Source organism: Maribacter sp. 1_MG-2023, assembly GCF_030547005.1.
Taxonomy (GTDB): domain Bacteria; phylum Bacteroidota; class Bacteroidia; order Flavobacteriales; family Flavobacteriaceae; genus Maribacter.
In genome coordinates this window covers 121266-145889 of the sequence record NZ_JAUOPN010000007.1, presented here as the reverse complement: position 1 = coordinate 145889, position 24624 = coordinate 121266, and the positions used below count along the sequence as shown (strand labels likewise).

At 33.6% G+C, this 24624-nt stretch carries 27 protein-coding genes; 19 read left to right on the top strand and 8 right to left on the bottom strand.

All coding sequences use genetic code 11. The features are described 5' to 3' along the window. The first annotated feature begins 69 nt into the window (after nucleotides 1-69). From Q4500_RS10150 to Q4500_RS10135, 4 genes are all read left to right on the top strand, one after another. Nucleotides 70-666 (top strand): acyl carrier protein phosphodiesterase, encoded by a 597-nt coding sequence (locus tag Q4500_RS10150; RefSeq protein ID WP_303599558.1) that lies wholly within the window; start codon nucleotides 70-72, stop codon nucleotides 664-666. 62 nt (nucleotides 667-728) lie between these two features. Next, a complete protein-coding gene (ggt, locus tag Q4500_RS10145) occupies nucleotides 729-2420 on the top strand; it encodes a gamma-glutamyltransferase (protein WP_303599557.1) in 1692 nt (563 codons plus the stop codon). 73 nt (nucleotides 2421-2493) lie between these two features. Beyond that, complete coding sequence (locus Q4500_RS10140; RefSeq protein ID WP_303599556.1) at nucleotides 2494-3195, top strand: hypothetical protein; 702 nt, start codon at nucleotides 2494-2496, stop codon at nucleotides 3193-3195. Nucleotides 3196-3245: 50 nt separating this feature from the next. Then, entirely contained in the window at nucleotides 3246-3842 is a 597-nt protein-coding gene (locus tag Q4500_RS10135) for a hypothetical protein (RefSeq protein WP_299799868.1), read from the top strand. Here Q4500_RS10135 and Q4500_RS10130 read toward each other — a convergent pair. Beyond that, nucleotides 3839-4909: a transporter substrate-binding domain-containing protein gene (locus Q4500_RS10130; RefSeq protein ID WP_303599555.1), complete on the bottom strand. Its 1071-nt coding sequence runs from the start codon at nucleotides 4907-4909 to the stop codon at nucleotides 3839-3841. The two genes, Q4500_RS10135 and Q4500_RS10130, sit on opposite strands and share 4 nt — an antisense overlap. Before the next feature lie 110 nt (nucleotides 4910-5019). Between Q4500_RS10130 and Q4500_RS10125 the strand changes: the two genes are divergently transcribed. Then, complete coding sequence (locus Q4500_RS10125) at nucleotides 5020-5445, top strand: GNAT family N-acetyltransferase (protein WP_303599554.1); 426 nt, start codon at nucleotides 5020-5022, stop codon at nucleotides 5443-5445. Between the two features lie 10 nt (nucleotides 5446-5455). Here Q4500_RS10125 and Q4500_RS10120 read toward each other — a convergent pair whose 3' ends face one another. Continuing rightward, nucleotides 5456-6223 (bottom strand): LexA family transcriptional regulator, encoded by a 768-nt coding sequence (locus tag Q4500_RS10120; protein WP_303599553.1) that lies wholly within the window; start codon nucleotides 6221-6223, stop codon nucleotides 5456-5458. Between the two features lie 139 nt (nucleotides 6224-6362). On the opposite strand from Q4500_RS10120, the gene Q4500_RS10115 reads away from it, so the two are divergent. The 5 genes from Q4500_RS10115 to Q4500_RS10095 all read left to right on the top strand — a co-directional run bounded on the left by Q4500_RS10115 (nucleotide 6363) and on the right by Q4500_RS10095 (nucleotide 10461). Then, nucleotides 6363-7610: a putative DNA modification/repair radical SAM protein gene (locus tag Q4500_RS10115; protein WP_303599552.1), complete on the top strand. Its 1248-nt coding sequence runs from the start codon at nucleotides 6363-6365 to the stop codon at nucleotides 7608-7610. A 210-nt stretch (nucleotides 7611-7820) separates the two neighbouring features. Further along, a complete protein-coding gene (locus tag Q4500_RS10110; RefSeq protein ID WP_303599551.1) occupies nucleotides 7821-8597 on the top strand; it encodes a TIGR03915 family putative DNA repair protein in 777 nt (258 codons plus the stop codon). A gap of 241 nt (nucleotides 8598-8838) precedes the next feature. Next, nucleotides 8839-9246 carry an OsmC family protein gene (locus tag Q4500_RS10105; RefSeq protein WP_303599550.1) on the top strand — a complete coding sequence of 136 codons (408 nt, stop codon included), beginning with the start codon at nucleotides 8839-8841 and terminating at the stop codon, nucleotides 9244-9246. A 226-nt stretch (nucleotides 9247-9472) separates the two neighbouring features. Further along, a complete protein-coding gene (locus Q4500_RS10100; RefSeq protein WP_303599549.1) occupies nucleotides 9473-10033 on the top strand; it encodes a hypothetical protein in 561 nt (186 codons plus the stop codon). Further along, on the top strand, nucleotides 10033-10461 hold the full coding sequence (locus Q4500_RS10095; protein ID WP_303599548.1) for a hypothetical protein: 429 nt from the start codon (nucleotides 10033-10035) through the stop codon (nucleotides 10459-10461). Before Q4500_RS10100 ends, Q4500_RS10095 begins: the two co-directional genes overlap by 1 nt. 13 nt (nucleotides 10462-10474) lie before the next feature. On the opposite strand, the gene Q4500_RS10090 is transcribed toward Q4500_RS10095, so the two are convergent. Next, complete coding sequence (locus Q4500_RS10090) at nucleotides 10475-11479, bottom strand: sugar kinase (protein WP_303599547.1); 1005 nt, start codon at nucleotides 11477-11479, stop codon at nucleotides 10475-10477. Between the two features lie 181 nt (nucleotides 11480-11660). Here Q4500_RS10090 and Q4500_RS10085 point away from each other — a divergent pair, with 181 nt between their 5' ends. Then, the gene (locus tag Q4500_RS10085) at nucleotides 11661-12302 is read left to right on the top strand and encodes a GyrI-like domain-containing protein (RefSeq protein ID WP_303599546.1); all 642 of its coding nucleotides are present in this window, start codon (nucleotides 11661-11663) and stop codon (nucleotides 12300-12302) included. Between the two features lie 119 nt (nucleotides 12303-12421). Next, a complete protein-coding gene (locus Q4500_RS10080; protein WP_303599545.1) occupies nucleotides 12422-13462 on the top strand; it encodes an alpha/beta hydrolase in 1041 nt (346 codons plus the stop codon). An 8-nt stretch (nucleotides 13463-13470) separates the two neighbouring features. Here Q4500_RS10080 and Q4500_RS10075 read toward each other — a convergent pair whose 3' ends face one another. After that, nucleotides 13471-14001, bottom strand: coding sequence for a hypothetical protein (locus Q4500_RS10075; RefSeq protein ID WP_303599544.1), 531 nt, complete (start codon nucleotides 13999-14001; stop codon nucleotides 13471-13473). A gap of 156 nt (nucleotides 14002-14157) precedes the next feature. Between Q4500_RS10075 and Q4500_RS10070 the strand changes: the two genes are divergently transcribed. Then, entirely contained in the window at nucleotides 14158-15201 is a 1044-nt protein-coding gene (locus Q4500_RS10070) for a ThuA domain-containing protein (RefSeq protein ID WP_303599543.1), read from the top strand. Nucleotides 15202-15205: 4 nt separating this feature from the next. Here Q4500_RS10070 and Q4500_RS10065 read toward each other — a convergent pair whose 3' ends face one another. Next, nucleotides 15206-15484: a hypothetical protein gene (locus tag Q4500_RS10065; protein WP_303599542.1), complete on the bottom strand. Its 279-nt coding sequence runs from the start codon at nucleotides 15482-15484 to the stop codon at nucleotides 15206-15208. Nucleotides 15485-15810: 326 nt separating this feature from the next. On the opposite strand from Q4500_RS10065, the gene panB reads away from it, so the two are divergent. Genes panB through Q4500_RS10045 form a run of 4 tightly spaced genes read left to right on the top strand, consistent with a single transcriptional unit; the run spans nucleotide 15811 to nucleotide 18433 of the window. After that, nucleotides 15811-16629 (top strand): 3-methyl-2-oxobutanoate hydroxymethyltransferase, encoded by an 819-nt coding sequence (gene panB, locus Q4500_RS10060; protein ID WP_299317464.1) that lies wholly within the window; start codon nucleotides 15811-15813, stop codon nucleotides 16627-16629. A gap of 43 nt (nucleotides 16630-16672) precedes the next feature. Then, nucleotides 16673-17140, top strand: coding sequence for a signal peptidase II (gene lspA, locus Q4500_RS10055; protein WP_303599541.1), 468 nt, complete (start codon nucleotides 16673-16675; stop codon nucleotides 17138-17140). 33 nt (nucleotides 17141-17173) lie between these two features. Beyond that, nucleotides 17174-17872: an RluA family pseudouridine synthase gene (locus Q4500_RS10050; RefSeq protein WP_303599540.1), complete on the top strand. Its 699-nt coding sequence runs from the start codon at nucleotides 17174-17176 to the stop codon at nucleotides 17870-17872. Between the two features lie 30 nt (nucleotides 17873-17902). Then, a complete protein-coding gene (locus Q4500_RS10045) occupies nucleotides 17903-18433 on the top strand; it encodes a DUF4252 domain-containing protein (RefSeq protein WP_303599539.1) in 531 nt (176 codons plus the stop codon). Between the two features lie 9 nt (nucleotides 18434-18442). Here Q4500_RS10045 and Q4500_RS10040 read toward each other — a convergent pair whose 3' ends face one another. Further along, nucleotides 18443-19303, bottom strand: a complete 861-nt coding sequence (locus tag Q4500_RS10040; protein WP_303599538.1) for a DMT family transporter — start codon at nucleotides 19301-19303, stop codon at nucleotides 18443-18445. A 15-nt stretch (nucleotides 19304-19318) separates the two neighbouring features. Continuing rightward, entirely contained in the window at nucleotides 19319-20863 is a 1545-nt protein-coding gene (locus Q4500_RS10035) for a hypothetical protein (RefSeq protein ID WP_303599537.1), read from the bottom strand. A 145-nt stretch (nucleotides 20864-21008) separates the two neighbouring features. On the opposite strand from Q4500_RS10035, the gene Q4500_RS10030 reads away from it, so the two are divergent. After that, the gene (locus Q4500_RS10030) at nucleotides 21009-22181 is read left to right on the top strand and encodes a 2-isopropylmalate synthase (protein ID WP_303599536.1); all 1173 of its coding nucleotides are present in this window, start codon (nucleotides 21009-21011) and stop codon (nucleotides 22179-22181) included. 2 nt (nucleotides 22182-22183) lie between these two features. Beyond that, entirely contained in the window at nucleotides 22184-23302 is a 1119-nt protein-coding gene (leuB, locus tag Q4500_RS10025) for a 3-isopropylmalate dehydrogenase (protein WP_303599535.1), read from the top strand. A gap of 1 nt (nucleotide 23303) precedes the next feature. Here leuB and Q4500_RS10020 read toward each other — a convergent pair whose 3' ends face one another. Beyond that, nucleotides 23304-24527 carry a peroxiredoxin gene (locus Q4500_RS10020; protein ID WP_303599534.1) on the bottom strand — a complete coding sequence of 408 codons (1224 nt, stop codon included), beginning with the start codon at nucleotides 24525-24527 and terminating at the stop codon, nucleotides 23304-23306. Between the last annotated feature and the right edge of the window lie 97 nt (nucleotides 24528-24624).

The window sequence follows — 24624 nt, the reverse complement described above, 5'->3', positions numbered from 1 at the left end:
ATAAACGTATCATACTTATCACTATTGCCCATCTTTGTAAATTCGAACTACTAAGCATAATTTAGGCGAATGAATTTTTTAGCTCATATTTACCTGTCTTTTAATGACAAAGATATTACCATAGGCAACTTTATAGCCGATAGCATTCGTGCCAATAAATTTGACCACCTTCCGATAAAAGTACAGAAAGGCATAAAACTTCACCGTCATATAGACACGTATACCGATAGCCATGCGATACCAAAAATTAGCAGCAAAAGGCTTCATGCAAATTACAGTCATTACAGCCGAGTTATCGTTGATATCTACTACGATCACTTCTTAGCTAAAAATTGGTCTAAGTATTCTGATGTACCGTTGGATGTTTTTGTGGATAATTTCTATGACCTTTTAGAAGATAATTACGAAATTCTACCTATCGGTGTCAAAAAAATGATGCCTTATATGATTAGCGATAATTGGATATTCAACTATTCTAAAATGGACGGAATCGCTCGTGTACTAAATGGTATGAATCGTAGAACGAATAATAAATCTAAAATGAATTTTGCCATTCTAGACCTCGAAGAACACTATGATGCCTTTGAGGCTGAATTTACCGAGTTCTTCGAAGAACTTATTACTTTTTCAAAACAAAAATATACTTCACTTACAAATAAAAAATAATTATTAAAATCTATTAACCAATATTTTAAACTCAATTATTTAAACTATAAATTTAACTAACTATGAACCAACTAAAATTAGTATTAATGCTTACCGCATTCGTAATTTTCAGCAGTTGCAAAGAGAATCCTGCAGTACCAACGGGTACGGTTACAGAAAAAGCAATGGTAGTATCAGCTCGTGAAGAAGCTTCTAAAATAGGCAGTGATATTATGCAACAAGGTGGTAACGCTTTTGACGCTATGGTTGCAACCGAAATGGCTTTAGTTGTCGTTTATCCTTTTGCAGGTAATTTAGGAGGTGGCGGCTTTATGGTATACAGAAAAGCAAATGGTGAAGCAGGATCTTTAGACTACCGCGAAAAAGCACCATTATCTGCGCACAAATACATGTACCTAGATTCATTGGGTAATGTAATACCAGGTAAAAGCACATTAGGGGCTACGGCAGTTGGTGTTCCAGGTACTGTTGCCGGTATAATTGAGGTGCACAAAAAATTTGGTTCTCTCCCACTTGAAGAAATTATGGCTCCTGTTATTGCTCTAGCAGAGCGTGGCGTAGTGGTAACCGCCAATCAAGAAAAAAGACTAGCAAGCCAACGCGATAAATTTATTGAGGTAAACAGCGACAGTACCAAGTTTGCGACCGAATATAAATTGAACGATACCATTAAATATCCTGCTTTGGCAAATACTTTTAGAAGTATTGCAAAGCATGGTAGAGACGGATTCTATAAAGGTGAAGTAGCACAAAAACTTGCTGCATTTATTCAAGAAAAAGGAGGGTACGTAACAGAAGAAGATTTAGAAAAATACCAAGCAGTATGGAGAGATCCTATCACTTTCAACTACAAAGACTTGCATATAATTTCTATGAGTCCGCCTAGTAGTGGTGGCGTAACCATCAATCAGATATTTAAAATGATAGAGCAATATGATGTTGCCAAACTCGGTCACAATTCTCCTAAAATGGTACAATTGTTTACTGAAGCATCAAGAAGAGCCTATGCCGACAGAAACTACTTTTTAGGTGATCCTGATTTTGTTGAAATACCATATGACAAATTATTAAGTGATGAATACCTCGCTGAAAGAATGGCAAGCTTTTCTTTTGACAAGGCCACTAAGTCTTCTGAAGTGGAACATGGCAATATTGAGATTGTAGAAAGTATGGAAACTACCCACTACTCTATTGTTGATCAAGAAGGTAATGCTGTTTCTGTAACAACTACATTAAACGGCGCGTATGGCTCTAAGTTATATTCAGATGAGCTTGGCTTCTTCTTAAACAACGAAATGGATGATTTTAGCGCTAAAGCCGGTGTACCGAATATGTTCGGTCTAGTTGGCGCAGAAGCTAACAGTATTGCTGCTGAAAAAAGAATGCTAAGTAGCATGACCCCAACCATCGTTGAACGTGATGGTAAGTTATGGATGGTTGTTGGCACACCGGGTGGATCCACAATTATTACCGCTGTAGCACAAACTATTTTAAATGGATATGAGTTTAAAATGAGCATGCAAGATGCCGTTAACGCTCCTCGGTTTCATCATCAATGGTTACCAGATATGGTCATCTTTGAACCAGACGGATTTTCTGCAGAATTAAAAGAAGAAATGAAATCTAAAGGATATATTATTAATGAAGAAAGAACCCCTATTATAGGTAAAGTTGATGCTATTCGCGTTTTAGCAAATGGGAAACTTGAAGGGGGTGCCGATAAACGTGGAGATGATGCCGCAATAGGATTTTAGTCTTAAATAAATCTAATTTTAATCGATTACATTTTAGTCACAATTTATTATTAATGAATTATTTGAATACATTATGCTAAAGAAATTATTTAAGTTTATTGGTATAGTTATTTTACTTGCGATAATAGGCTACAGCTTCTTATATTACCTCTATAATGAACCTGTACCTACTGGTGAATCTGGACCCGAAGCTGATGCTTTGGCGTACAGAATGTTTGACGCACTTAATTACAAAAATTTCAATAAAACTAAAGTATTAGAATGGTCTTTTCGAGGTGACCACACCTATAAATGGGATAGAGAAAAGCAAATTGTAATAGTAAGTTATGATGACATCGTTGTAAACTTAGACTTAATCACTCCGCATTCAAGTACTGCTACGATTAATAATAAACTTGCGTCTTATGAAGAAACACAAGACCTTATTGAAGATGCCCAAAGCTATTTCAATAATGATTCTTTTTGGCTAGTAGCACCCTTTAAAGCTTTTGACCGCGGCACCGAGCGCTATTTAGTAGATATGGAAGATGGTTCTGAAGCGCTTCTTGTAACTTACACCCAAGGTGGCGATACACCTGGCGATTCATATCTATGGTTAATAGAACCTAGCGGAAGACCTAAGAGTTTTAAACTTTGGACAAAAATTATCCCAATTGGTGGTGTTGAAGCGACATGGCAAGATTGGATTGAAACAGATAGCGGCGTTTTCTTACCTACCCAACATAAACTTGGTCCGTTTTCCATATCAATGGGAGAAGTTAAAGCTACCTATTAACATATAATTACTCCATTAAAGTTTAACCATTTTACCTAAAAAACCATTTTATGCAAGATTATAAATTTCCATTAGATTTTACTTTCCATATCGGCACACTGTCGAACGATTTTTCAGCTGTAGATGCCAATGGTAAAATGGTAGCTTATGTAAAACAAAAGCTTTTCAAGTTTAAAGAAAACGTTGGTGTTTATCAAAATGACAGTAAAACTAATTTACTTTACAACATCAAAGCAGATAGGTGGATCGACTTTTCTGCATGCTATTCTTTCTCAGATACGGCAGGTAAAGAGTTTGGAAAAATCGGTCGCAAGGGATGGGCTTCTTTATGGAAAGCACATTACGAAGTTTTTGACGAAAACAAGCAATTGAAGTATACTATTAGAGAAGAGAATGCATGGGTAAAAGTGATGGATGGTTTAGTAGGGCAAATACCTATTATTAACCTATTTACAGGACTATTTCTAAACCCAGCTTATTTGGTAATCAATGGTAACAATGAAACCGTAGTTCGATTGTCTAAAGAGAAATCATTAGTTGGTCGTCGCTTTAAGGTTAGTGAAGTAAAAAAACTGAACGGTAATGATGATGATATTATCATATTAAGCTTAATGATGATGGTATTACTAGAACGCCGTAAAGGCTAAAATTCAGCCAAGCCATATTCATTTAAAACAATATCCCATTCTTCGGTTTCTATTATTTCAAGAATTCGCTGAGTAATTCGTTGCTCTAATTCTACATGTGTTTTTGGGAGTGCAAAGGCATAGAACTGAATATCAAATTTAATCGGTAGTAACTCTAATTCATGTAATGTAGAATCTCTTTGAATGGCATATTTTAAAATAGGCTCATCGTATATGAAAGCCTTGATTTTACCTTGGTCCAAATTTCTTAAACCAGTTGGTACATTTGAATATGTATGAATATCTTTAAAAAAATGCTCTGATAAGAAATTTTCAGTACCAGAGTTAGTTATAGTGCCCACTGCCCTGCCCTTAAATTCATTAAAACCATCAGGATTCGTAGTAAGTTGATTTACGGTTAAACTCGATGCTATACTCGCTGTTAATCCTGAAATAAATAGGAGTCCACCAAACATTAGAACCAAGGCGGTTATCTTACCAAATTTGGTGACCGGTGCCTTATCACCATAGCCTACAGTAGTCAGAGTTACAGCAGACCACCACATGCCATCCCATAGTCCGCTTCTTCCAGGTCTAAATGCCTCCGGATTCTTTTTACGCTCAAACAACCACCCTAGCACCCCAAATAAAAAGATAATAAATAGCAAAATCAGTAAGCCGCTTAGAAAGCCGACATTTAAAAAACCACTTAAATATGACTTCAATCTATCAAAAGAAGAAACTTCGGCAATAGCTATAGTGGCATTAGAAGCATAAAAAGAATGTGTAAACTCCATCTCTTTACTACGCTGACTAGTAATGGTTAGCGGATTAATACTTAAATCAATTCCACCAGTGCGAAGAGAATCTAACAAAGATGAAAACTCCATTGGTATCATCTCATATTCAATATTTAAATCACTAGCCACCCTTTTCCATAACCAGACATTAAGTCCCTCCACATCCTCTCCGTTCTCAATTATAAAAGGTGCAGCAGCGGTATAACCAATACGTAATTTTTCACCATCAACTTGACTACTTGCCGAGATTGAAATAAATAACACGATGACTAATAGAAGAATTCTCATAAAATGGTGGGGTTTACATTCTTTTAAATATAATCATTTTAGAAAGTATTGACAGATTAACCTATTCACCTAAAATGAAGTAATTTTAGGCTCTTAAAGCAACCTGGCATATGGATATTAAACTAATCACTTTCAACGAAGTTACAGCAGACCTACAATCTCAACTTACTGAACTCTATAAACAATTAAATGCTGAGTTAACGCAATTAGATTTGGCAACCGTACTTTCTGATTACAACACTACAGATGTTGTAATTTGTTTGGACGATGATAAATTAGTTGGTATTGCTATGATGGCAAAATATAAAGTGGTATCTGGACACAAAGGAATGATTGAAGATGTAGTCGTTTCTTCTGAATACAGAGGTCAAGGTATTGGGAGAAAGCTAATGGAAAAACTTTTAGAACAGGCAGAAATATCAAAACTTGACGACGTTCTTTTATTCAGTGGTCACCACAGAACCGCAGCAATTTCTCTTTATAAAAGTTTAGGTTTTAAATTAAAAGAGAGCGGAATGTATATTAAAAAATATTAAAGCTTTACTTTTAGTTAACCTTCTTAACGTGTTGTAATTGATCTTTTAACTCCTTCATTGATTCTTGTAACTGACGTAAAAGACTATTATCTGTAGTAGCATCTACATTAAAAGTAATTTTACTACTAACCTCCCATATTTCTTGAATCTGAAATGGTTTAATATCATAAGGCGGGTAGGTTTCATTTAAAGAGATTAAGGTAATATTATTTGAGTTCGGTCGTTTTTCTACTTTCTTAACCATAATGGAATCTTGAAGTACAACAACATACATTTTATTTGCACTCACATAATCTATATGTTCAATTGCCCTTGCTAAAACCCATTCACCTGGATGTAAATTAGGTAACATACTATCACCTTCTACTTGAAATCCTCTATAGGTTGCATTTCTAAATTCAGGAATAGGTAAATCGAATGCAGGTAATTGTTGATACCAACTAGTATCTGATATATTCTGAGGATAACCGGCTGCTGCTTTTGCATTCACCAAAACCATATTTTCGCGATTTGCAGAATCAACCGTTACCACTTTAGGTATAACACTAGTTCTTGAAGTCTCTAAATACTGTTCTTCACTTTCACCAAACAACCAAAGCGGATTAATTTTAAATTGCTTCAACAACTCTAAAACAACTTTACCAGAAAGTTTAGTTCTACCTCGCTCTATATCTGCTGTTGTATTAGAAACACCAATTAGTGTAGCAAAATCTGCTTGAGTATAGCCTAGCTCTCTTCTTAAATCAGTAAATCGCTTTAATGTCAATTCGTTTTCCATAATCTTTTCCGCTTCAATAAAGATTTTTAAACTTCTTTATACTTCAAATATAGTGATTATGGATTATATCCAAAATATTATTTGGATTATTTCCATAATTAGGAATATTTCCATAATTTTGGATTAATTACCAATTACTATGGATTTTAATAGAATAAAAGAAAAATTAAATATTCTCGCCGATGCCGCTAAATATGATGTGTCCTGCTCAAGTAGTGGCAGCAACCGCAAAAACAAGGATAATGGCTTAGGTGATACTGGTAATGGCATCTGCCATACCTATACAGAAGATGGTCGTTGTGTTTCGCTTTTAAAGATTTTGCTGACTAATCATTGCATTTTTGATTGCGCCTATTGTGTTACCCGTAAAAGCAATGATATTCAACGAGCTGCATTTAAAATTCAGGAAGTAGTAGATCTTACCATTAATTTTTATAGGAGAAATTATATAGAAGGGCTATTCTTAAGTTCAGGCATCTTTAAAAGCGCAGATCATACTATGGAACGTTTGATAGCTGTTGCAAAAAAACTTCGCAAAGAAGAAAACTTCAACGGGTATATTCACCTTAAATCAATACCTGGTGCAAGTGATGGATTAATGTATGAGGCCGGTTTATATGCTGATCGTTTATCGGTTAACATTGAAATCCCCACTATCTCCGGCCTTAAACTTTTAGCTCCAGATAAAAAACATGAAGATTTCATTAAACCAATGCTGAAGGTGAAGAATGAAATTATACGTTATAAGGAAGAAAGTAAAATTATTAAAAGCACTGCAAAATATGCTCCTGCAGGGCAAAGCACGCAAATGATTGTAGGTGCTACAGGTGAAAGTGATAAAGATATTATGTATTCTGCCACTCACTTTTATAAAAACTATCAGATGAAGCGGGTTTACTATTCTGGTTATGTTCCTATCTCTACAGACAGCAGATTACCTTCTTTGGGTTCTGAAGTACCCATGCTTAGAGAAAACCGATTATATCAGACAGATTGGTTACTTCGATTTTACGACTTTAGTGTCAATGAAATTTTAGATAGAGATAATCCAAATTTAGATATGGATATCGATCCCAAATTGATGTGGGCACTTAGAAATCTAAATCATTTTCCTGTAGATATTAATAAGGCAGAACCACGAATATTAGCAAGAATTCCGGGTATAGGTATGGGCTCTGTTCATAAAATTATAAGCGGAAGAAAATACCGCCGATTAAGTTGGGAGCATCTAAAAAAAATGGGAATTGCACTCAATCGAGCAAAGTATTTTATTATCTGTAACTCTTCTGATTGGGAACGAAGAGATTTAGACGCAGTTACCATAAAAGGAATGATTCTTCAATCTCAAAATAGCAAATTCAAAAATCAATTATCCTTATTTAACTAAACTAATAATTTAATTAAACCAAATGACTATGGAAAATATTAATAACACATTGAACTCGACAAATATTTCAATTTTAAATACTATAATTGACCGTAGTCAGAGTCAAATATTAGCAATAGGATACCAAATGGTATTATTAAAAACTAAGATTAAAAAAAGACTAAAAATTGTATCACGAATCTTTTTCTTCAACTTCTAAAACTGGTTATTATGAATGCTTCAAAAACTTTAGTTTACGATGGTAGTTTTAATGGTTTTTTAACTGCTGTATTTATAGGCTTTGAACAAAAGCTTACACATGCCGATATTCAAAAACAAGGGCAATTACAAAGCGGACTTTTTGCTGAAACAGAAACTATTTTTACAAATATTGAAAAAGCACAACGGGTTTGGAACGGAGTACGGAACAAAAGTAATACTGCTATTAAAAATATTTATTTTGCCTTCTTGAGCGAACAGAATAATATGGAAGCTTTAATCTACCGTTATATTCAAAAGTTAATGGGAAGTAAATATAAGGGAGCAACTGATTTTAGTGATGATGGAGTTTTAAAGATAAATCAACTTGCACATAAGGTCGGGAGAGAAAAGCATCGCATGGAAGCTTTTGTAAGATTTCAATTAACAAAAGACGATGTTTATTTTGCGAACATAGAACCAGATTTTGATGTATTGCCGTTAATCTCTAAGCATTTTAGAAATCGTTACGCCGACCAACAATGGATAATTTATGATCTAAAGCGTAAATACGGATTGTTCTATGATTTGAACACTGTTGAAATTATATCACTTGACTTAACAGATATTCACTCAAATAGTATTGAAAAAAGTTCTGCATTTACAGAAGTGGAATATGAATATCAAGACCTTTGGAACAACTACTTTAAAAGTACAACTATCAAATCTCGGATCAATAATAAGTTACATGTTCAACATGTACCAAAGCGTTATTGGAAATACTTGTCCGAAAAAAAGGAAGCGGTTTAATTTAGTTTTACTGTAGCTGACTTAAATCATAAATTTAATAAACCTCGCATTGTACTTTTAGCATTGTTTTTAAATGAGATTTAGACCATATCTATTTTTAGGTGAAAATAACGTAATGAAAAGATTTGCTTCGGGTGCATAGCTATAAGCTCGATGTATCATTTTGCATTTACTAATTCATTTCCTTTTTTAATGGGTACTACTGAATTTCTTTAATTTTTATTTTAAAATAAATTCAATTATGAATTATAAAATAAATGCTATCTCAGATTTCAATAATGATGGCGAAATACATATAAAGGAATCTAATATTGTCTTTGGCTCTACCAGTAAGACTTCAGAGTCACTACCAAATCCTGCTGAGTTATTTTTAGGCTCTTTTGCTTCGTGTATGCTAAAAAATGTAGAGCGCTTTTCTTTGTTGATGAAATTTAAATATAACCATACTACATTAGAGGTAAAAGCTGAAAGGTTAGATAACCCACCAAGAATGGATAACATTCTGTACAACTTAAACATTTATAGTAATGATACTAAACTAAACATAGATTTACTTCAAAAAAATATTGAAAAGCACGGGACTATTTACAATACGGTAAAACAGATATGTACTATAAATGGTACTATTACAAGAACTATAAATGACTAATTAAAAAATGTTGTTTTAATAGCTTTAATATCAATAATCTAAACTTCAACAACTCTGATCTTCCATATTTAAACCTATAAGTTATCTAAAAAGATGAGAAGATTGTATAAAACAAATGTTTTATTAAAATAAATGAAACTACGAATAGTTGAATTAAAAGTTATTTATAAACTTTGCAAGAGAGCTTAGAAACATTTTACCGTAATAGTAAAATATAAATTACCTGATGAAGAAAAACAAAGCAATCCGTACGTTTACGTTAGCTACTGTTTTAATTATACAAATTGTATTTCTATTTTTAATTTTAAAAAGTAATTACGACACTAGTAACTATTTTGCCATTATAACGATACTTTTTATTTCTGCTACGGTATTGTTTGGGCATAGCTACTTAGACCTACATCATAGCAAATATGATTATGAGAAATTATCTGTTGTTATTTGGGTACCAGTAGGAGCTATTGCTTGCCATTTACTAAATGTAAATTATGAATTAGGCAGTGTTTTATCTGCAGGAATTATTGGGACATTAGGTTCGCTAGTTCCTATATTCAATAAGCAATCTAGCTACTTAAAAAAACTCCCAGGAGCCATTTATTGTGGAGTATTTGTTGGTATGTCAAGTAATACCATTACACCAACAATAGGCTTTGTATTATCTGCAGGTATCATCGCCGGATTATTCTTTCTACTATCAAAAAACCTATTTATAGGTATTGGTGGTAAGTTAGGCACCATGGCTTTTCTAGGTGTATTTATTGTATATCTAATTAACCTCATGGCGTAATGAATAATTTCATCATAATAGTAATCGGCATTTTAGGTGCAACAATGACTTTTTACGTTAGTCATCATCACAATCAAGGTGCAGTAAGAGCATCTGCACTATTATCATTATTAATAGGCTTGTTTTTTTACTGTTTCCCTGATTTGCTAAATACTTACCTAACAAAAAATATACCTGTTGTATTTATAGGAACTTCTTTTATAGGTATGATTTCAACAACGACCAGAAGAAGTTATATTCATTTAGCAATAGCAGGCTGTCTATTTAGTATTATATATATTAATAAGAATAATTTATTTCAAGGCTTTGGTGGTGCTCTTGGTGCTCTAGCATTTATTGCGCTGTTAACCACCTTTGCTTTTTCATTTGGTTTTTCTAAAAGTATTCATAAACTAAAAGCGATACTAAGGTTACGTAAGTGGAAATAATTCTAATAATAATTTAACGCATTAATCTACCGGTAATATTTCCTGCAATAATATTGTTGACCTCATTAACGGTAGCAAAGTTTACATCACCTTCATAAGTATGTTTCAAAGCACATGCGGCACTTGCAAACTCCATTGCTTTATAATCATCATATTGTTGCAATCCATAAATTAAACCTGCCGCAAATGCATCACCTGTACCAATACGGTCAACAACATGGGTAATATCAATATCTTCAGTTTCTCTAAATTCAATACCATTCCACATTCTAGCTCTAATTTTATGCCATGAAGAGTTTAAAGAAGTTCTTATTTTATCGAATACTTTTTCTATGGATGGAAACTCTGCTATTAGCTGCTTACTAGCTTCAATAAAATCTTCATTACTGTAGCTAAAATCTGTGCCCAACACCTCATTGATCTCATTTACACCGCCAATAAATATTGTAGAATAATGTAATAGTTCTATGAGCGCTACTTTTGGGTCTTGACCATATTTCCATAGTCCACTGCGGTACGTGGGATCTGCAGAAACGGTAAGTCCTTTTTGTCTTGCTAATTTTAAACCGTCCTTTAAAACATCAAAAGCTCCTTGAGATAAGGCTGGCGTTATTCCTGTCCAATGCATCCATTCTCCATCGTCTAATGCATTTTCCCAATTCACCTTTGAAGGTTCAATTTCAGAGAATGCCGAATGTGATCGGTTATAAGATATCATACTTGGTCTAATAACTGCGCCTACTTCCAGAAAATAGACTCCCAAAGGTCTTCTTGATTTTACCACTGCCGAAGTATCTACACCAAACTTTTGAATATAAGTCATTGCAGTATCTCCAATAAAGTCATCAGAAATTGCACTAATATGTTTTACGCTGCCCCCAAAATTAGAGATGGAGATACCTACATTCAATTCTGTTCCTCCAAAATAAAATTCTACAATATTAGATTGAACAAACTTCTTGTTACCTCTTGGTGAAATTCGCATTAATACTTCACCGAATGTTATGACCTGACCCATATTATAAATTTTATCCTAAAATAACTAATGCACAATTAATAACCATGGTTGTTAAAAAATATATCAAAACAAGAGTTAAATGAATGATTACTATGCAACAAAACTATATTGAAATACTACATTTTGTACAATACTTATGCAATAGGTGCAACCTTCTGTCTTATTTATTTACTTTGTTTATATGAAGCCGATTGTAAAACATGAATGGAGAAAAACGGAAAAAGGTATTTATATGCCCAAGATTACACCCGAACTAATTACCATTCCAAAGTTTAAATATTTGAGCATACACGGAGAGGGAAATCCAAATAGTCCACTTTTCACAGAACATATTCAAGCTTTATACAGTGTCGCCTATGCAATAAAAATGACATTGAAAAAAAAGACAGTTGTACCTGAAAACTATATTGATTGGACGGTTTACCCATTAGAAGGCGAATGGGATATTTCTGAAAGAGCAAAAAAGAACTATAAAGGCGTACTAAATAAAGATGAACTGGTTTATAATTTAATGATTAGGCAACCGGCATTTATATCTATTGATTTTTTTAATGAAATGCTTGAGCATACTAAAAAAAAGAAACCACAAAGACTTTTAGAACGTATACAGTTTACAGAAATTACCGAAGGCCCATGTATTCAAATGCTACATATTGGCAGTTATGACAATGAAATTGAAACCTTTGAAAAAATGGAAGCTTTTGCCATGTCAAAAAATCTAAAAAGAAAGTCTAAAGTTCATAAAGAAATTTATTTATCTGATTTTAGAAATGTTGCTGAAGAAAAACTAAAAACCGTTTTACGTTTTCTATTAGAGGTATAAAAATTTATGCAATATATCATAAAGTAAAATAAAAGTTAAGACGGACACCTTATAACTATAAATAGAATAATGAAAGATATCTTAGTATCTTATTTATTCATCTTCAAATCATCTATAAAATGCAGTTAAAAACCTCGCTTTTTCTTTTTCTATTATTGACAGCTAATACATCTTTTAGTCAAAATAAAATTGCAGAAAATAAGTTCATAAGCATAGGTGGTATTGAACAGTGGATTACCATTAACGGTAATGACACCAGCAACCCAGTTGTTCTACTGATACATGGCGGACCAGGTAGCACTATGAGTCATTATAAAGATGATGTATATGCTGAATGGATGAAAGAGTTTACTATTGTTCATTGGGATCAGAGAGGTGCCGGCAGAACATTTGGCAGAAATTGTCCTAAAGAAATTAATGATGAATTTTATGCTAATAACCTGCTATCTGTAGCAGATATGACTAATGATGGCATTGCTGTCACCGAATATTTACTGAAACGTTTAGACAAAAGAAAAGTAATATTAATGGGCACTTCTTGGGGTTCTATTCTAGCTACACAGATGGCACAAAAGAATCCAGATTTATTTCATGCCTATGTTGGTCATGCCCAATTTGTGAATTTTTCTAAAAACATAAAAAATGCCTATTTAGAAGCATACAAATTAGCTGAAGAAAATGAGGACAAACAAGTGCTTTTAAAACTTAAAGATTTAGGTCCACCGCCATACCAAATTGCCAAAAACTACGGTCAGCTTTTACGTGTAGTAAAACAGTTTGAAAAAGAACATTCTAAACCTGCACCTTCTAACTGGTGGAAAATTGCCTCCGAATACGAAAATAATAAAGATAGTAGAGATCGATATAATGGTGATGATTACTCATTTCTAAACCTTGTTGGAGACCAACGTATTAGAGTAAAATCAATGGTTAGTGATATTAACCTTAATAATACCGCAGTTGTCTTTCGATTACCCGTTTTTATGATTCAAGGCAAGCATGATATAATATGTTCTACGGAACTTAACAAGCCTTATTTTGAAAAAATTAGGGCTCCAAGAAAAGAATATTACACTGTTTCTAATGCAGCCCATGGTTTTAACGAAGCTATAATTGATAAACAATACGAAATTGTTAAAGCGCTTAGCGTTCAAAATTAAAAACGAAACTACTTCCCTCCTTTTTCTCCAATAAACTGATCTCCTTTGGTTTTAAACAGTACATTAAACGTTGTTAAACTTCCGTAAATACGGGTAATATATTGCTGTAGGTCTATTTTTTCCTGATCATCTAAATTCTTACTCGAGTTTATTTTTTGCTCCATAACACGTATGCGATCACGTACGATCACTATTTTATGAAAGAAAGTATTTATTGGTATTTCTTTATTACTACCGCCGCTTTCACCAGGCTCTAAAACTATATTTCCACCTTTCCATTTATCTGCAATGGCAACACGTTGCGTAGTGTCGCTCCACTTTTGAAGAATAGCAACCAAAGAACTTTCTACATCGAAAAAACTTACGGTATCTACCTCATTTTCAATAGCATCTATCACCTCATATTCAGAATCTATGTCGATGGTTTCTAGACCATTATCCATGAATGTAACCCAATACATGGTACTAGAAACATTTGTAATTACACCTTTACCTAATTCTTTATGTAGAATTCTAGACCCTATTCCTAATAATTTCATTTTATGCTATCTTTTGTTTTACGCTAATTTAATAGCAGTTTTTTTCATCCGCAACAAGAATTACATTTTTTACATCTAACTTATTTTTAATTTGGTTTTTGTCATCTTATCTAGTTCATGTACATTTAAAGTCAACATTTATATGAAACCTTCAGCATGAAAAATTTAATGATAGTTGTATTATTAAGTTTAGCGCTAACGTCTTGCGGAGAAAAAAAGAAAGAAGTAGCCGAACAAGTTCAACCTACAGCGAAACTAAAAGCCTTGATTATTGACGGACAAAACAATCATTACATATGGCCAAAAACGACCATGATGATGAAAGATTACCTAGAACAGACCGAGCTATTTACGGTAGATATTCAAAGAATGGATTCAATGTGGTTGGGTATTAAATACAATAAAGATAGACCAGAAGCGTACCTTTCATTTATAGAAACTTACCCATTAAAAGATAAGACCTATTATATATCTGAGAGTCCAATTCAGACATCAGAATTTACATTTAATTTCAATGATTACGATGTTGTTATTTCTAACCTTGGCGCTGATTCTCCCTTATGGCCTGAGAAAACCAGAGATGATTTTGAAACATATATGAACAATGGTGGTGGTTTAGTAGTAGTGCATGCCGCAAACAATGCCTGGGGTGATTGGGACGAATTTAATAAAATGATCGGATTAGGTGCTTGGGGAGGTCGAGATGAAAAATCTGGACCTTACGTATATTACAATGATGCTGGTGAACTAATAAAAGATTCTTCTGAAGGAGTTTGTGGTTCTCACGGACCTGAATATGAGTTTCAATTAACAACTAGAGCTCCGGAGCATCCTATAATGAAAGGCATACCTGAGAAATGGTTGCACACACCAGACGAAATGTACGAACGCATGAGGGGACCGTTTGAAAATGCTACAATATTAACAACAGCTTATGCCGATGTAGAAAAAAATGCTCCACCATGGGATCCTAATGTAACAGGTTTAGGACAGAACGTGCCTCAACTTATGGCAATTAATTATGGAAAAGGTCGTGTTTTTCATTCTACGCTAGGTCATTTCGATTATTCAATGGAATGTGTAGGTTTTATTACAACTTTACAGCGAGGTACAGAATGGGCAGCCACAGGAGAGGTTACACAAACGGTGCCTAAAGATTTTCCTTCTGCGGATGCTTCAAATTCAAGATCTTGGAAATAGAATATTAGTTTTTATCTGAAACTTGATTACATTCTTCTTTTCTTCTGGTATCAATTAAGTATATAATTTTCCAAGTATCATCATCTTTAAATAGCTGAAAAGAATTAACCCCACAGTGACTAAATTCTTCATTATACCAAAATTCATATGGTGCCCAAACGTGCGCCATACCACCATCTATTTGTATGTTATAATCTAGTATCTTTTCCTTAAAACTTATAGAATCGGGTGTGGTTATTATGAAGTTTATTAAATCATTAAAATTTTCGGTTCTAACTATCATATTGTTTTGTACGTTTTGACCGATGGTCTGTATCAAAACATCAGGACTAACAAGTTTCTTTATCGCAAGCTCATTTCGATTGTTGAAAGCATAAAAGAATCGCTCTACCGCAACCCTAACCCTCACTTTTTCTTCTAATTGCGCATGACCATACTACATGCAAATAAAGCAAATAGGACATAGCTATATTTCATATTTCAACTTCTTTAAAGTACTAAGCATAAAAATAGATAAATTTTAAATGCTCACTTTTAAATGGATGATATAGTGAATGCTTAATCTCATTAAAACTCCTTACTTTTATAGTTCTTAATCAATATTAGAATATGTCTGTAGCTAAAAAAGAATATAAAAGGGTCACTGTAAAATCACTAGTGGATATGAAGAAGAATGGAGAGAAAATCTCTATGCTTACTGCATACGACTATTCAATGGCCAAAATTGTAGATGCCGCTAAGGTTGATGTTATTTTGGTAGGTGATTCTGCTAGTAATGTCATGGCAGGTCATGAGACCACATTACCTATAACTTTGGATCAAATGATTTATCATGCATCTTCTGTTATTAGAGCTATTGACAGAGCATTGGTTGTTGTTGATTTACCTTTTGGAAGCTACCAAAGTGACCCAAAAGAAGCTCTTCGTTCTGCAATAAGAATCATGAAAGAAAGTGGTGCACATGCCGTAAAGCTAGAAGGAGGCGCAGAGATAAAAGAATCGGTAAAAAGAATTCTTGCTGCCGGCATACCTGTTATGGGTCATTTGGGTTTGACGCCGCAGTCTATATATAAATTCGGAACATATACCGTTCGTGCAAAAGAAGAGGAAGAAGCTGAACAATTAATGGAAGACGCTAAACTTCTAGAAAAACTAGGATGCTTCGGTTTGGTTCTTGAAAAAATACCAGCTGAGCTTACCAAAAAAGTTTCTGAAAGTCTAACCATACCCACTATAGGTATTGGCGGCGGAAAACATGCTGATGGTCAAGTACTTGTAGTTCACGATTTATTAGGAATGACGCATGAATTCAACCCTCGTTTTTTACGTAGGTATATGAATCTTTATGAAGAAATGGGTAAAGCTATATCTAACTATGTTAGCGATGTAAAAAGTCAAGATTTCCCGAATGATGATGAGCAGTATTAATTAACAAACACTTTTGAAGCGTTCTAAATATTTTAGTAAATTTTTGATTCTAATCATTGTTTTAATGACGGTTGGTTGCGATCAAGTATCTAAAGAACTAACACGCCAAAAAGTAGAGCCAGAAGTTTTTATTCCCGTAATAAAAAATCATTTGATTCTTACAAATGTGGAGAATACAGGTGCTATGCTTGGCTTTGGACTGGACTTCCCTCCTATTTTAAAGAGATTTCTGCTACAGGCATTACCAATGTTATTACTATTGATAATGCTCTATAGAATTATGAGCAAACCCAATTTAAATCTTTTATTGATTGTTGCTTTTGCTTTGGTCATAGGTGGCGGATTAGGAAATTTAATAGACCGAATTGCTTATGGGTCCGTAAACGATTTCTTTCAGATTAGATTAGGCGTATTGAGAACGGGAATATTCAATATCGCAGACGTTGCTGTTACTATCGGCGTTCTTATGTTTATATTTTTAATCATAAGAGGAAAAAAACTGGCAATTTAGGCAGTACAATAATTAATAAGATAAGACTGAAATTTGTCGAAAAAACAACATTCAACCGTAGATAATCTTCAAGTACTATTTGAAGACAATCACTTAATAGTAATAAACAAACGCCCTGGTGATATCGTACAAGGTGATAAAACTGGCGATAGACCGTTAAGTGACACCGTAAAAGCATTTCTAAAGAAAAAGTATAACAAACCCGGCAATGTCTATTTAGGTGTTGTGCACCGCCTAGATCGCCCAACATCGGGTATCGTGGTATTTGCAAAGACCTCTAAAGCTTTACCTAGGCTAAATAAAATGTTTGCAGAGAAAGATGCAAAAAAAACCTATTGGGCAGTGGTGAAAAATTGTCCGAACGAAGCTGAGAAAAGATTGGTTCATTATATGAAGCGCAATACGAAACAAAACAAATCTTATGCCCATATTAAAGAGGTTACAGATAGCAAAAAGGCAATTTTAATGTACCGCATCATAAAGAAATTAGACCGCTATTTCCTTTTGGAAGTTGATTTGGAAACTGGTCGTCACCATCAAATAAGGTCACAGCTTACTGCCATTGGCAGCCCTATTAAAGGCGACTTAAAATACGGATTTGACAGAAGCAATGCTGACGGAAGTATACATTTACATGCACGAAAACTACGTTTGATGCATCCGGTAAAAAAAGAACCTTTAGAAATTATTGCTCCACCTCCAAATGACCCTATTTGGAATGCGTGTCTTTAATTTCACTACTTTTAAAGAAACACTATAACCATGTTAAAGAAAATTTACGCACTAAGCGCATTACTATTAATTACTTCGTGCGGCAGCTATAACTCTATTGACACCTTTTATAACGCCCATAAAAATGACAACCAAGTAACCGCTGTTCGAGTTCCGAAATTTATGCTGTCAATGATCAGCGAAATTTCACTAGAGATGAAGGCTATGGTCGGTAATGCCAAAGATTTGCGGTATATGCAGTTTCCGAGTGCTACAGCGAGTAAAACTCAGTTTTTGAATCAACAAATGAACGGTATTACCGGAAACTCATTTATTGAAGTTTTTCGAAAGAACGATGATTTAAAACGCAATGTTGTTTCAGTAAGAGAGAAAAAAAATCTAGTCAAAGAAATTCTGATCTATAATAACAACAGTCAAACAGGTTCTTTTTTATATTTCAATGGTGATTTTGACCCTGCAAAAGTTAGAGAGATGGCTAAAAACGAACAGTTTACTAAATTCGGAGATAATATAATCAGTCAGTTTGGAGCTAGTACGCCAGGAATCAATTCTCAAAATTAAAACGAATCTTTAAGTTGGTTTTTTAGAACGGATGCTTTCTATTACCACGGAACTTAAAATTAGTATTCCTCCTAAAATAGTAGTTCCCTTTGGTATTTCCGACAAAAAAAGCGCTCCGATTATGATACCATAAACAGGTTGTACACTGCTTAAAATGCTTACTGTCGTAATATTAAAATGCTTGAAGGTCATTAAAAACATCGTGTGACCAATGGCTGTAGTTAAAACGGCAAGCGCAACAAGAACTTCCCATTGACTTATAATTGTATCTGCTGAAACAGAAAATAAAAAGGGGAATAAAATAACCCCGACAATTGCCGTTTGGTAAGTCATTAGCATAGACCCATTATATTTCGCCACTTTCTTTTTCAAAAGTATATTTCTAAGTGCATATGCAAAAGCTGAAAATACACCGAAACCAATGGCTATGGTATATGAATTTTCAAAATCTAATGTAGGGCTCAAAAAATACATACCAGTAAGCACCAAAAATGCTAGTAGTAAATGCATTAATTCAAACTTTGTCTTTAAAAGAATGGGTTCTAAAAACGCCGTTATTACAGGATATGTAAATATAGAAAGCATACCAATTGCGACATTAGACAGTTTTAAAGCATAAAAATAAGTGACCCAATGTACACCCATTAATATTCCACTGAGCAATATTACCGGAATATCTTTTTTATCAACTTTTAAATTGAAACCCTTCCATTTACAATAAAGAAACAGCGCTACAAAAGCTAATAGCGCCCTTGAACCAATAGCAACTGGCACTGGTAGCTGAACATAACGCCCTAATGCCCCAGAAGTAGCTACAAAGAGCATAGCAAGGTTAATTTCTAATAAATGCTGAACGTGATTACTTTTCATCTACACAAATTACGCTTAGCGTATTTTAGCCAGCGCTTTTTCTCTCATAATTTGAGAAACTGGTTTATTCTGTAAATGACTCTCTAACCATGATAATATATCTAAATACAAGAAAGCCCTCTTTTCGTACGGATGATCTTCGTACTTTTTAAGTTCGTTATATAACTTCTGAAATTCTGCTTTTAACTGGTTAGGATAGATACCACCTAGACTTCTAAGAAACTTAATCATCTCTTTTTGTACTGCATGCATATCGTCCATTTTTAAAAGAAACTTATATGTACTTTTTAATTGAACTTCTAAATGATAGTCCATACCCGCCTCATAATGAGCAACTAAACTCAAAACACGTGCAAAACACATTAAGTCTTCACGCATCTTTAAATTCTTATTATCAATAATCTTTTTAAGATATTGAATACAGGTTTTATTATCTCCAATACCGAAGTACAGGCAGGCTATTTTATAATAGAGCACCATGACGTGGTGCACATCAATTCGATCTCTATGTTTATTTATACCATATTCAATAATCTTCACCAAGTACAAGCCTTTTTCAAAGGTACCTTCAAGAAAATGCAAGTTCAATTTATTGGCATTTAAATACATAAATACCAAGGAGTTGATGTTATCATTATCAGGAAATTCTTTCTCTTTAATAGTCGTTTCTAAACGTTCTAAAACTTCTTTAAACTGTGAACTGTATTGCACATAAAAAAGAGATTCTAGCAAATAGTGATTCCCTTTTAAAAAGAAAACAGGATTTAAATAAATCATGTCTTTATGATCATAAAATAGATCGACCCATTTACTGGCGTATTTAAAACACGATAAGAAATCTTGAGTAAGAAAACTATACCACAAATAGGCTTTATATAACCATAATTTTTCTCGAAAACCTAAGTCCTCAATATTATATAACGGCAAATGATTATTAAAATAAGTTTTCACTTTTTGATAATCCTCATCACTTCTTACATACCCAACTTTTAACATCATTCCATAAAGCTGTAAAGAAAGATTTGACAGCTTACTGGTCATTACATTATGTCCAGATAATTCTTTTGCCTGTATAGCAAGTTCATCGGCACGATCGGGTATACTTCTTGTAATGTACTGAGTTTCAATTATCTTTTCGAGCTCAACAATTTCATAAGCTATATTCTTCTCTTCATTCTCTATAGCTATACCCTTTACCTTATCTAAAATTTTTAAACTTTGTTTATAGAGTCCTTTTTGATATAATATTGTAGCAAAATCTAACTGTTCACGTATCTGAACCCTTATGTTTTGGTTCACAGGATTTAGCCTTAGACTCACTAAAATCTGTTTATATAAGTGTGCTTTAAGATTAGAAAGTTGGGCCTTCTTAACAATACCACTTTCCAAAATAGTTTTCTCGTCGTATTGCTTAATTTTATCTAATAGATTAAAGAGCGCCAAAAATTTGGCATCTGTGTTTACACCTAATCGACCCACATAAAGCTTAAACTGACGCTTTTCAGATTTAGAAAGTGACTTAACCAAAACGAACAAAGCATCTTTATGCGCATTTGTCATCGTAATAATAAGAGTTTAAATAGTTGCTAATCAGTTTTTTACATACCTAAAAAACTGACTTAACGTTGTAAACAAGTTAACAACATTAAAGTAACTTATATTTTAGGTTATATATTCGTTTGACGAGTAAAACTACGTAAATATAATGAGTAAAGAGATAGTACAAATATTTGACACTACTTTAAGAGATGGAGAGCAAGTACCGGGCTGTAAATTAGACCGGGAACAAAAATTGGTCATCGCTGAACGCCTAGATTTATTAGGTGTTAATGTGATCGAAGCCGGTTTTCCTGTTTCTAGCCCGGGAGATTTTCAATCTGTCGAAGCCATAGCCAAGCTCGTTAAAAATGCTACAGTCTGTGGATTGACCCGTGCGGTCAAAAACGATATTGAAGTTGCGGCCCAAGCTCTTAAATATGCTAAAATGCCAAGAATTCATACTGGTATTGGTACATCTGACTCTCATATTAAATTTAAATTCAATTCTAACAGAGATGCTATTATAGAGCGTGCAATCGATGCTGTTAAATACGCAAAGACTTTCGTAGAAGATGTTGAATTTTACGCCGAAGATGCCGGTCGTACAGATAACGAGTTTTTAGCTCGTGTTTGTGAAGCGGTCATAAAGGCAGGTGCTACCGTTTTAAATATACCAGATACTACTGGCTATTGCTTACCAGACGAATATGGTGCCAAAATAAAATATTTACGTGAAAATGTAAAAGGCATAGAAAAAGCAATTTTATCTTGTCACTGTCATAATGATTTAGGCTTGGCTACAGCAAATTCAATTTCTGGTGTCATTAATGGTGCAAGACAAATTGAATGTACTATTAACGGAATTGGTGAACGTGCAGGCAACACATCTTTAGAAGAAGTTGTAATGATTTTACGTCAACACCCAGATTTAAATTATGACACTAACATAAACAGCAAATTACTATATGATACCAGTTTGATGGTATCTAGTAAAATGGGTATGATGGTACAACCAAATAAGGCAATTGTTGGTGCCAACGCATTTGCACATAGTTCTGGTATACACCAAGATGGTGTTATAAAAAATAGAGAAACTTATGAAATCATAGATCCTGCAGATGTTGGCGTCACTGAATCATCTATTGTTTTAACCGCTAGAAGTGGTAGAGCTGCACTAGCTTATAGAGCTAAAATTGTAGGTTACGAGTTATCTAAAGTTCAACTTGACGATGTTTATCAAGAGTTTTTAAAGTATGCCGACACTAGAAAAGAAGTAAAAGATGATGATATTCATCAAATTATAGAAACTTCAAATATAGATTTACAAAGTATTAGCTAATTATGCATTTAAACATTGCTGTTTTAGAAGGAGACGGAATTGGACCAGAGGTCCTAGCACAATCTATTAAGTGCTTGCGTTCTGTTGAAGAAACTTTTGGTCATAGTTTTACTTTTCAAAAAGGACTCATTGGTGCTTCTGCGATTAAGAAGACCGGCAGTCCATTACCAAAAGAAACTCTTAAACTTTGTAAAAGTACCGATGCTACCTTATTTGGTGCTTTGGGTTTACCCGAATTTGATAACAACCCCAAAGCAAAAGTTTGGCCAGAACAAGGTCTATTGAAATTACGTAAGAAATTAGGTCTATTTGCAAATATTAGACCTGTTAAAGTATTTCCTTCTTTAGTTAAGCAATCCCCGTTATCAAAAGCTCAAGTAAAAGATACAGACTTAGTAATTTTTAGAGAATTATCTGGAGGAATTTACTACGGCGAAAAAACTTTTGACGAGGAAAAAAATATTGCAACTGATATATGTTCCTATAGTGAATTTGAAATTAGTAGAATTGCACATTTAGCGTTCAAATCTGCACGTTCCAGAAAAAAGAAAGTAACCTTGGTTGACAAAGCCAATGTACTTGAAACTTCGCGATTATGGAGACGTGTTGTAACGCAAATATCCGAGAGCTATCCAGATGTAGAGCTTAACTATCAATTGATAGACAATGCTGCCGTACAGATGGTTTTAAATCCGGCTCAATTTGATGTCATTTTAACAGACAATATGTTCGGAGATATTCTGTCTGATCAAGGTAGTGTAATTGCAGGTTCAATAGGACTCTTACCTTCAGCCTCTGTCGGACTTGAACATGCTATGTTCGAACCAATTCACGGTTCTTACCCCGATGCAGCAGGTAAAAACATTGCAAACCCAGTAGCTTCTATCCTAAGTATGGCCATGTTATTGCAACATTTTAAAATGAATGAAGAGTCTGATGCCGTTGTAGCTGCAGTTTTAAAATCATTTTCTAAAAAAATAGTAACTCCAGATATTTTAGGAAGCTCAAAATATGGCACTAACTATGTTGGCGATTTTATAGCCGACAATATCATGGAATTAGATGGTAATTTTAGTATAAACGATGAAAACATCGGCTTAGGAAAATCTACTATTATTTAAATTATTCACTAACCAACTCGGTAATTAATTCATTGAAATTCTTTTTGAATTCCACAAATTTCTCACCTGTAGCGGGACCATTAAACCCTGTGTGAATTTTTCGAACACCCCCCTTTTTATCAATAAAAATAGTGGTTGGGTATGAAAGTACATGATTCAACATAGGCAATTTTTCTTGTGCTTTTTGTTTATCATAAGTACCATACTGCGCCAATAAAATAGGATAGTCTACTCCTATTCTATTTTTTAATCTTTCTATACCTTTTATTGCTATTTCTTTGGTTTTTGCCGATTCAAAAGCTAAACCAATTACTTCAATCTCATTATTACCTTCAAGATAATCTACCAAAAATTTAGTTTCATCCAAGCAATTTGGGCACCATGTACCCATTAACTGAACGACCACCACTTTATCTTGATAAGTTTTATCGCTTAAAGAAACCATATTCCCTTTTACATCAGGGAAAGTAAATGCTAATTTATCATATCCTTTATTCAAAAAAGTCAAAGAATCAGGATCAGGTAAATCAAATCCGTCATTTCTTTTAGCAACAAAAGGCTCTTTAAAATGATTACCTGAGTAAAAAACTCCATTCATGGTAGAATCGGTAACTTTTGCATTAAAAAGAAAGGCATGGGCACCATCAAAAGCAGATAATTTTAACAAATCTCCATCAAGTATGCCTTCTAAATATCTATAATCTCCTGTTGTAGTTCTAAAAGTACCCGTAACTCGTTTATCTTCTTGCAAGAAAATACCTTTACCAACATATTCCTCTTTTAAATCTGGACTAAAATAGGTTTCCCAGATACCCGTTACATTAAGGTCAGTACGTTCTTTCTTAACTTTAAACCTTTCTTTAGAACCATACATAGCTTTGAACGACACTATTCTATCTAAACTTTCTTTTATAAACTGACCTTGTATTGAATTTTCAGTAAAAGTACCCGCCAAATACCCTTCAAAGACTGGTATCTGTATAAATATAGAATCACCATTAATTTCAATTTCATCTATATCAATAACCTCTTTCGCATTAATAATTTGCATTGCATAACCTCCATCTTCATTTTTATTCACTTTTAAATCAAAAGGTAATACTTGATTATCCATAACATCTAATTCTACAAGCCAAATACCTTCAGACAAAATCACTTTCTGTGTATTCTGCTTACACCCAACCAAAAACAATAAAACAAATAGTAAAGCAAAACTATATCTCATACTTTTTTTTTAATTTAACTTCTAATAAACAATTAAAATTGCAGAATTAAAAATTAAAATAAAGACTTCATAGCTTATTGAATGTATTAGGGCATTG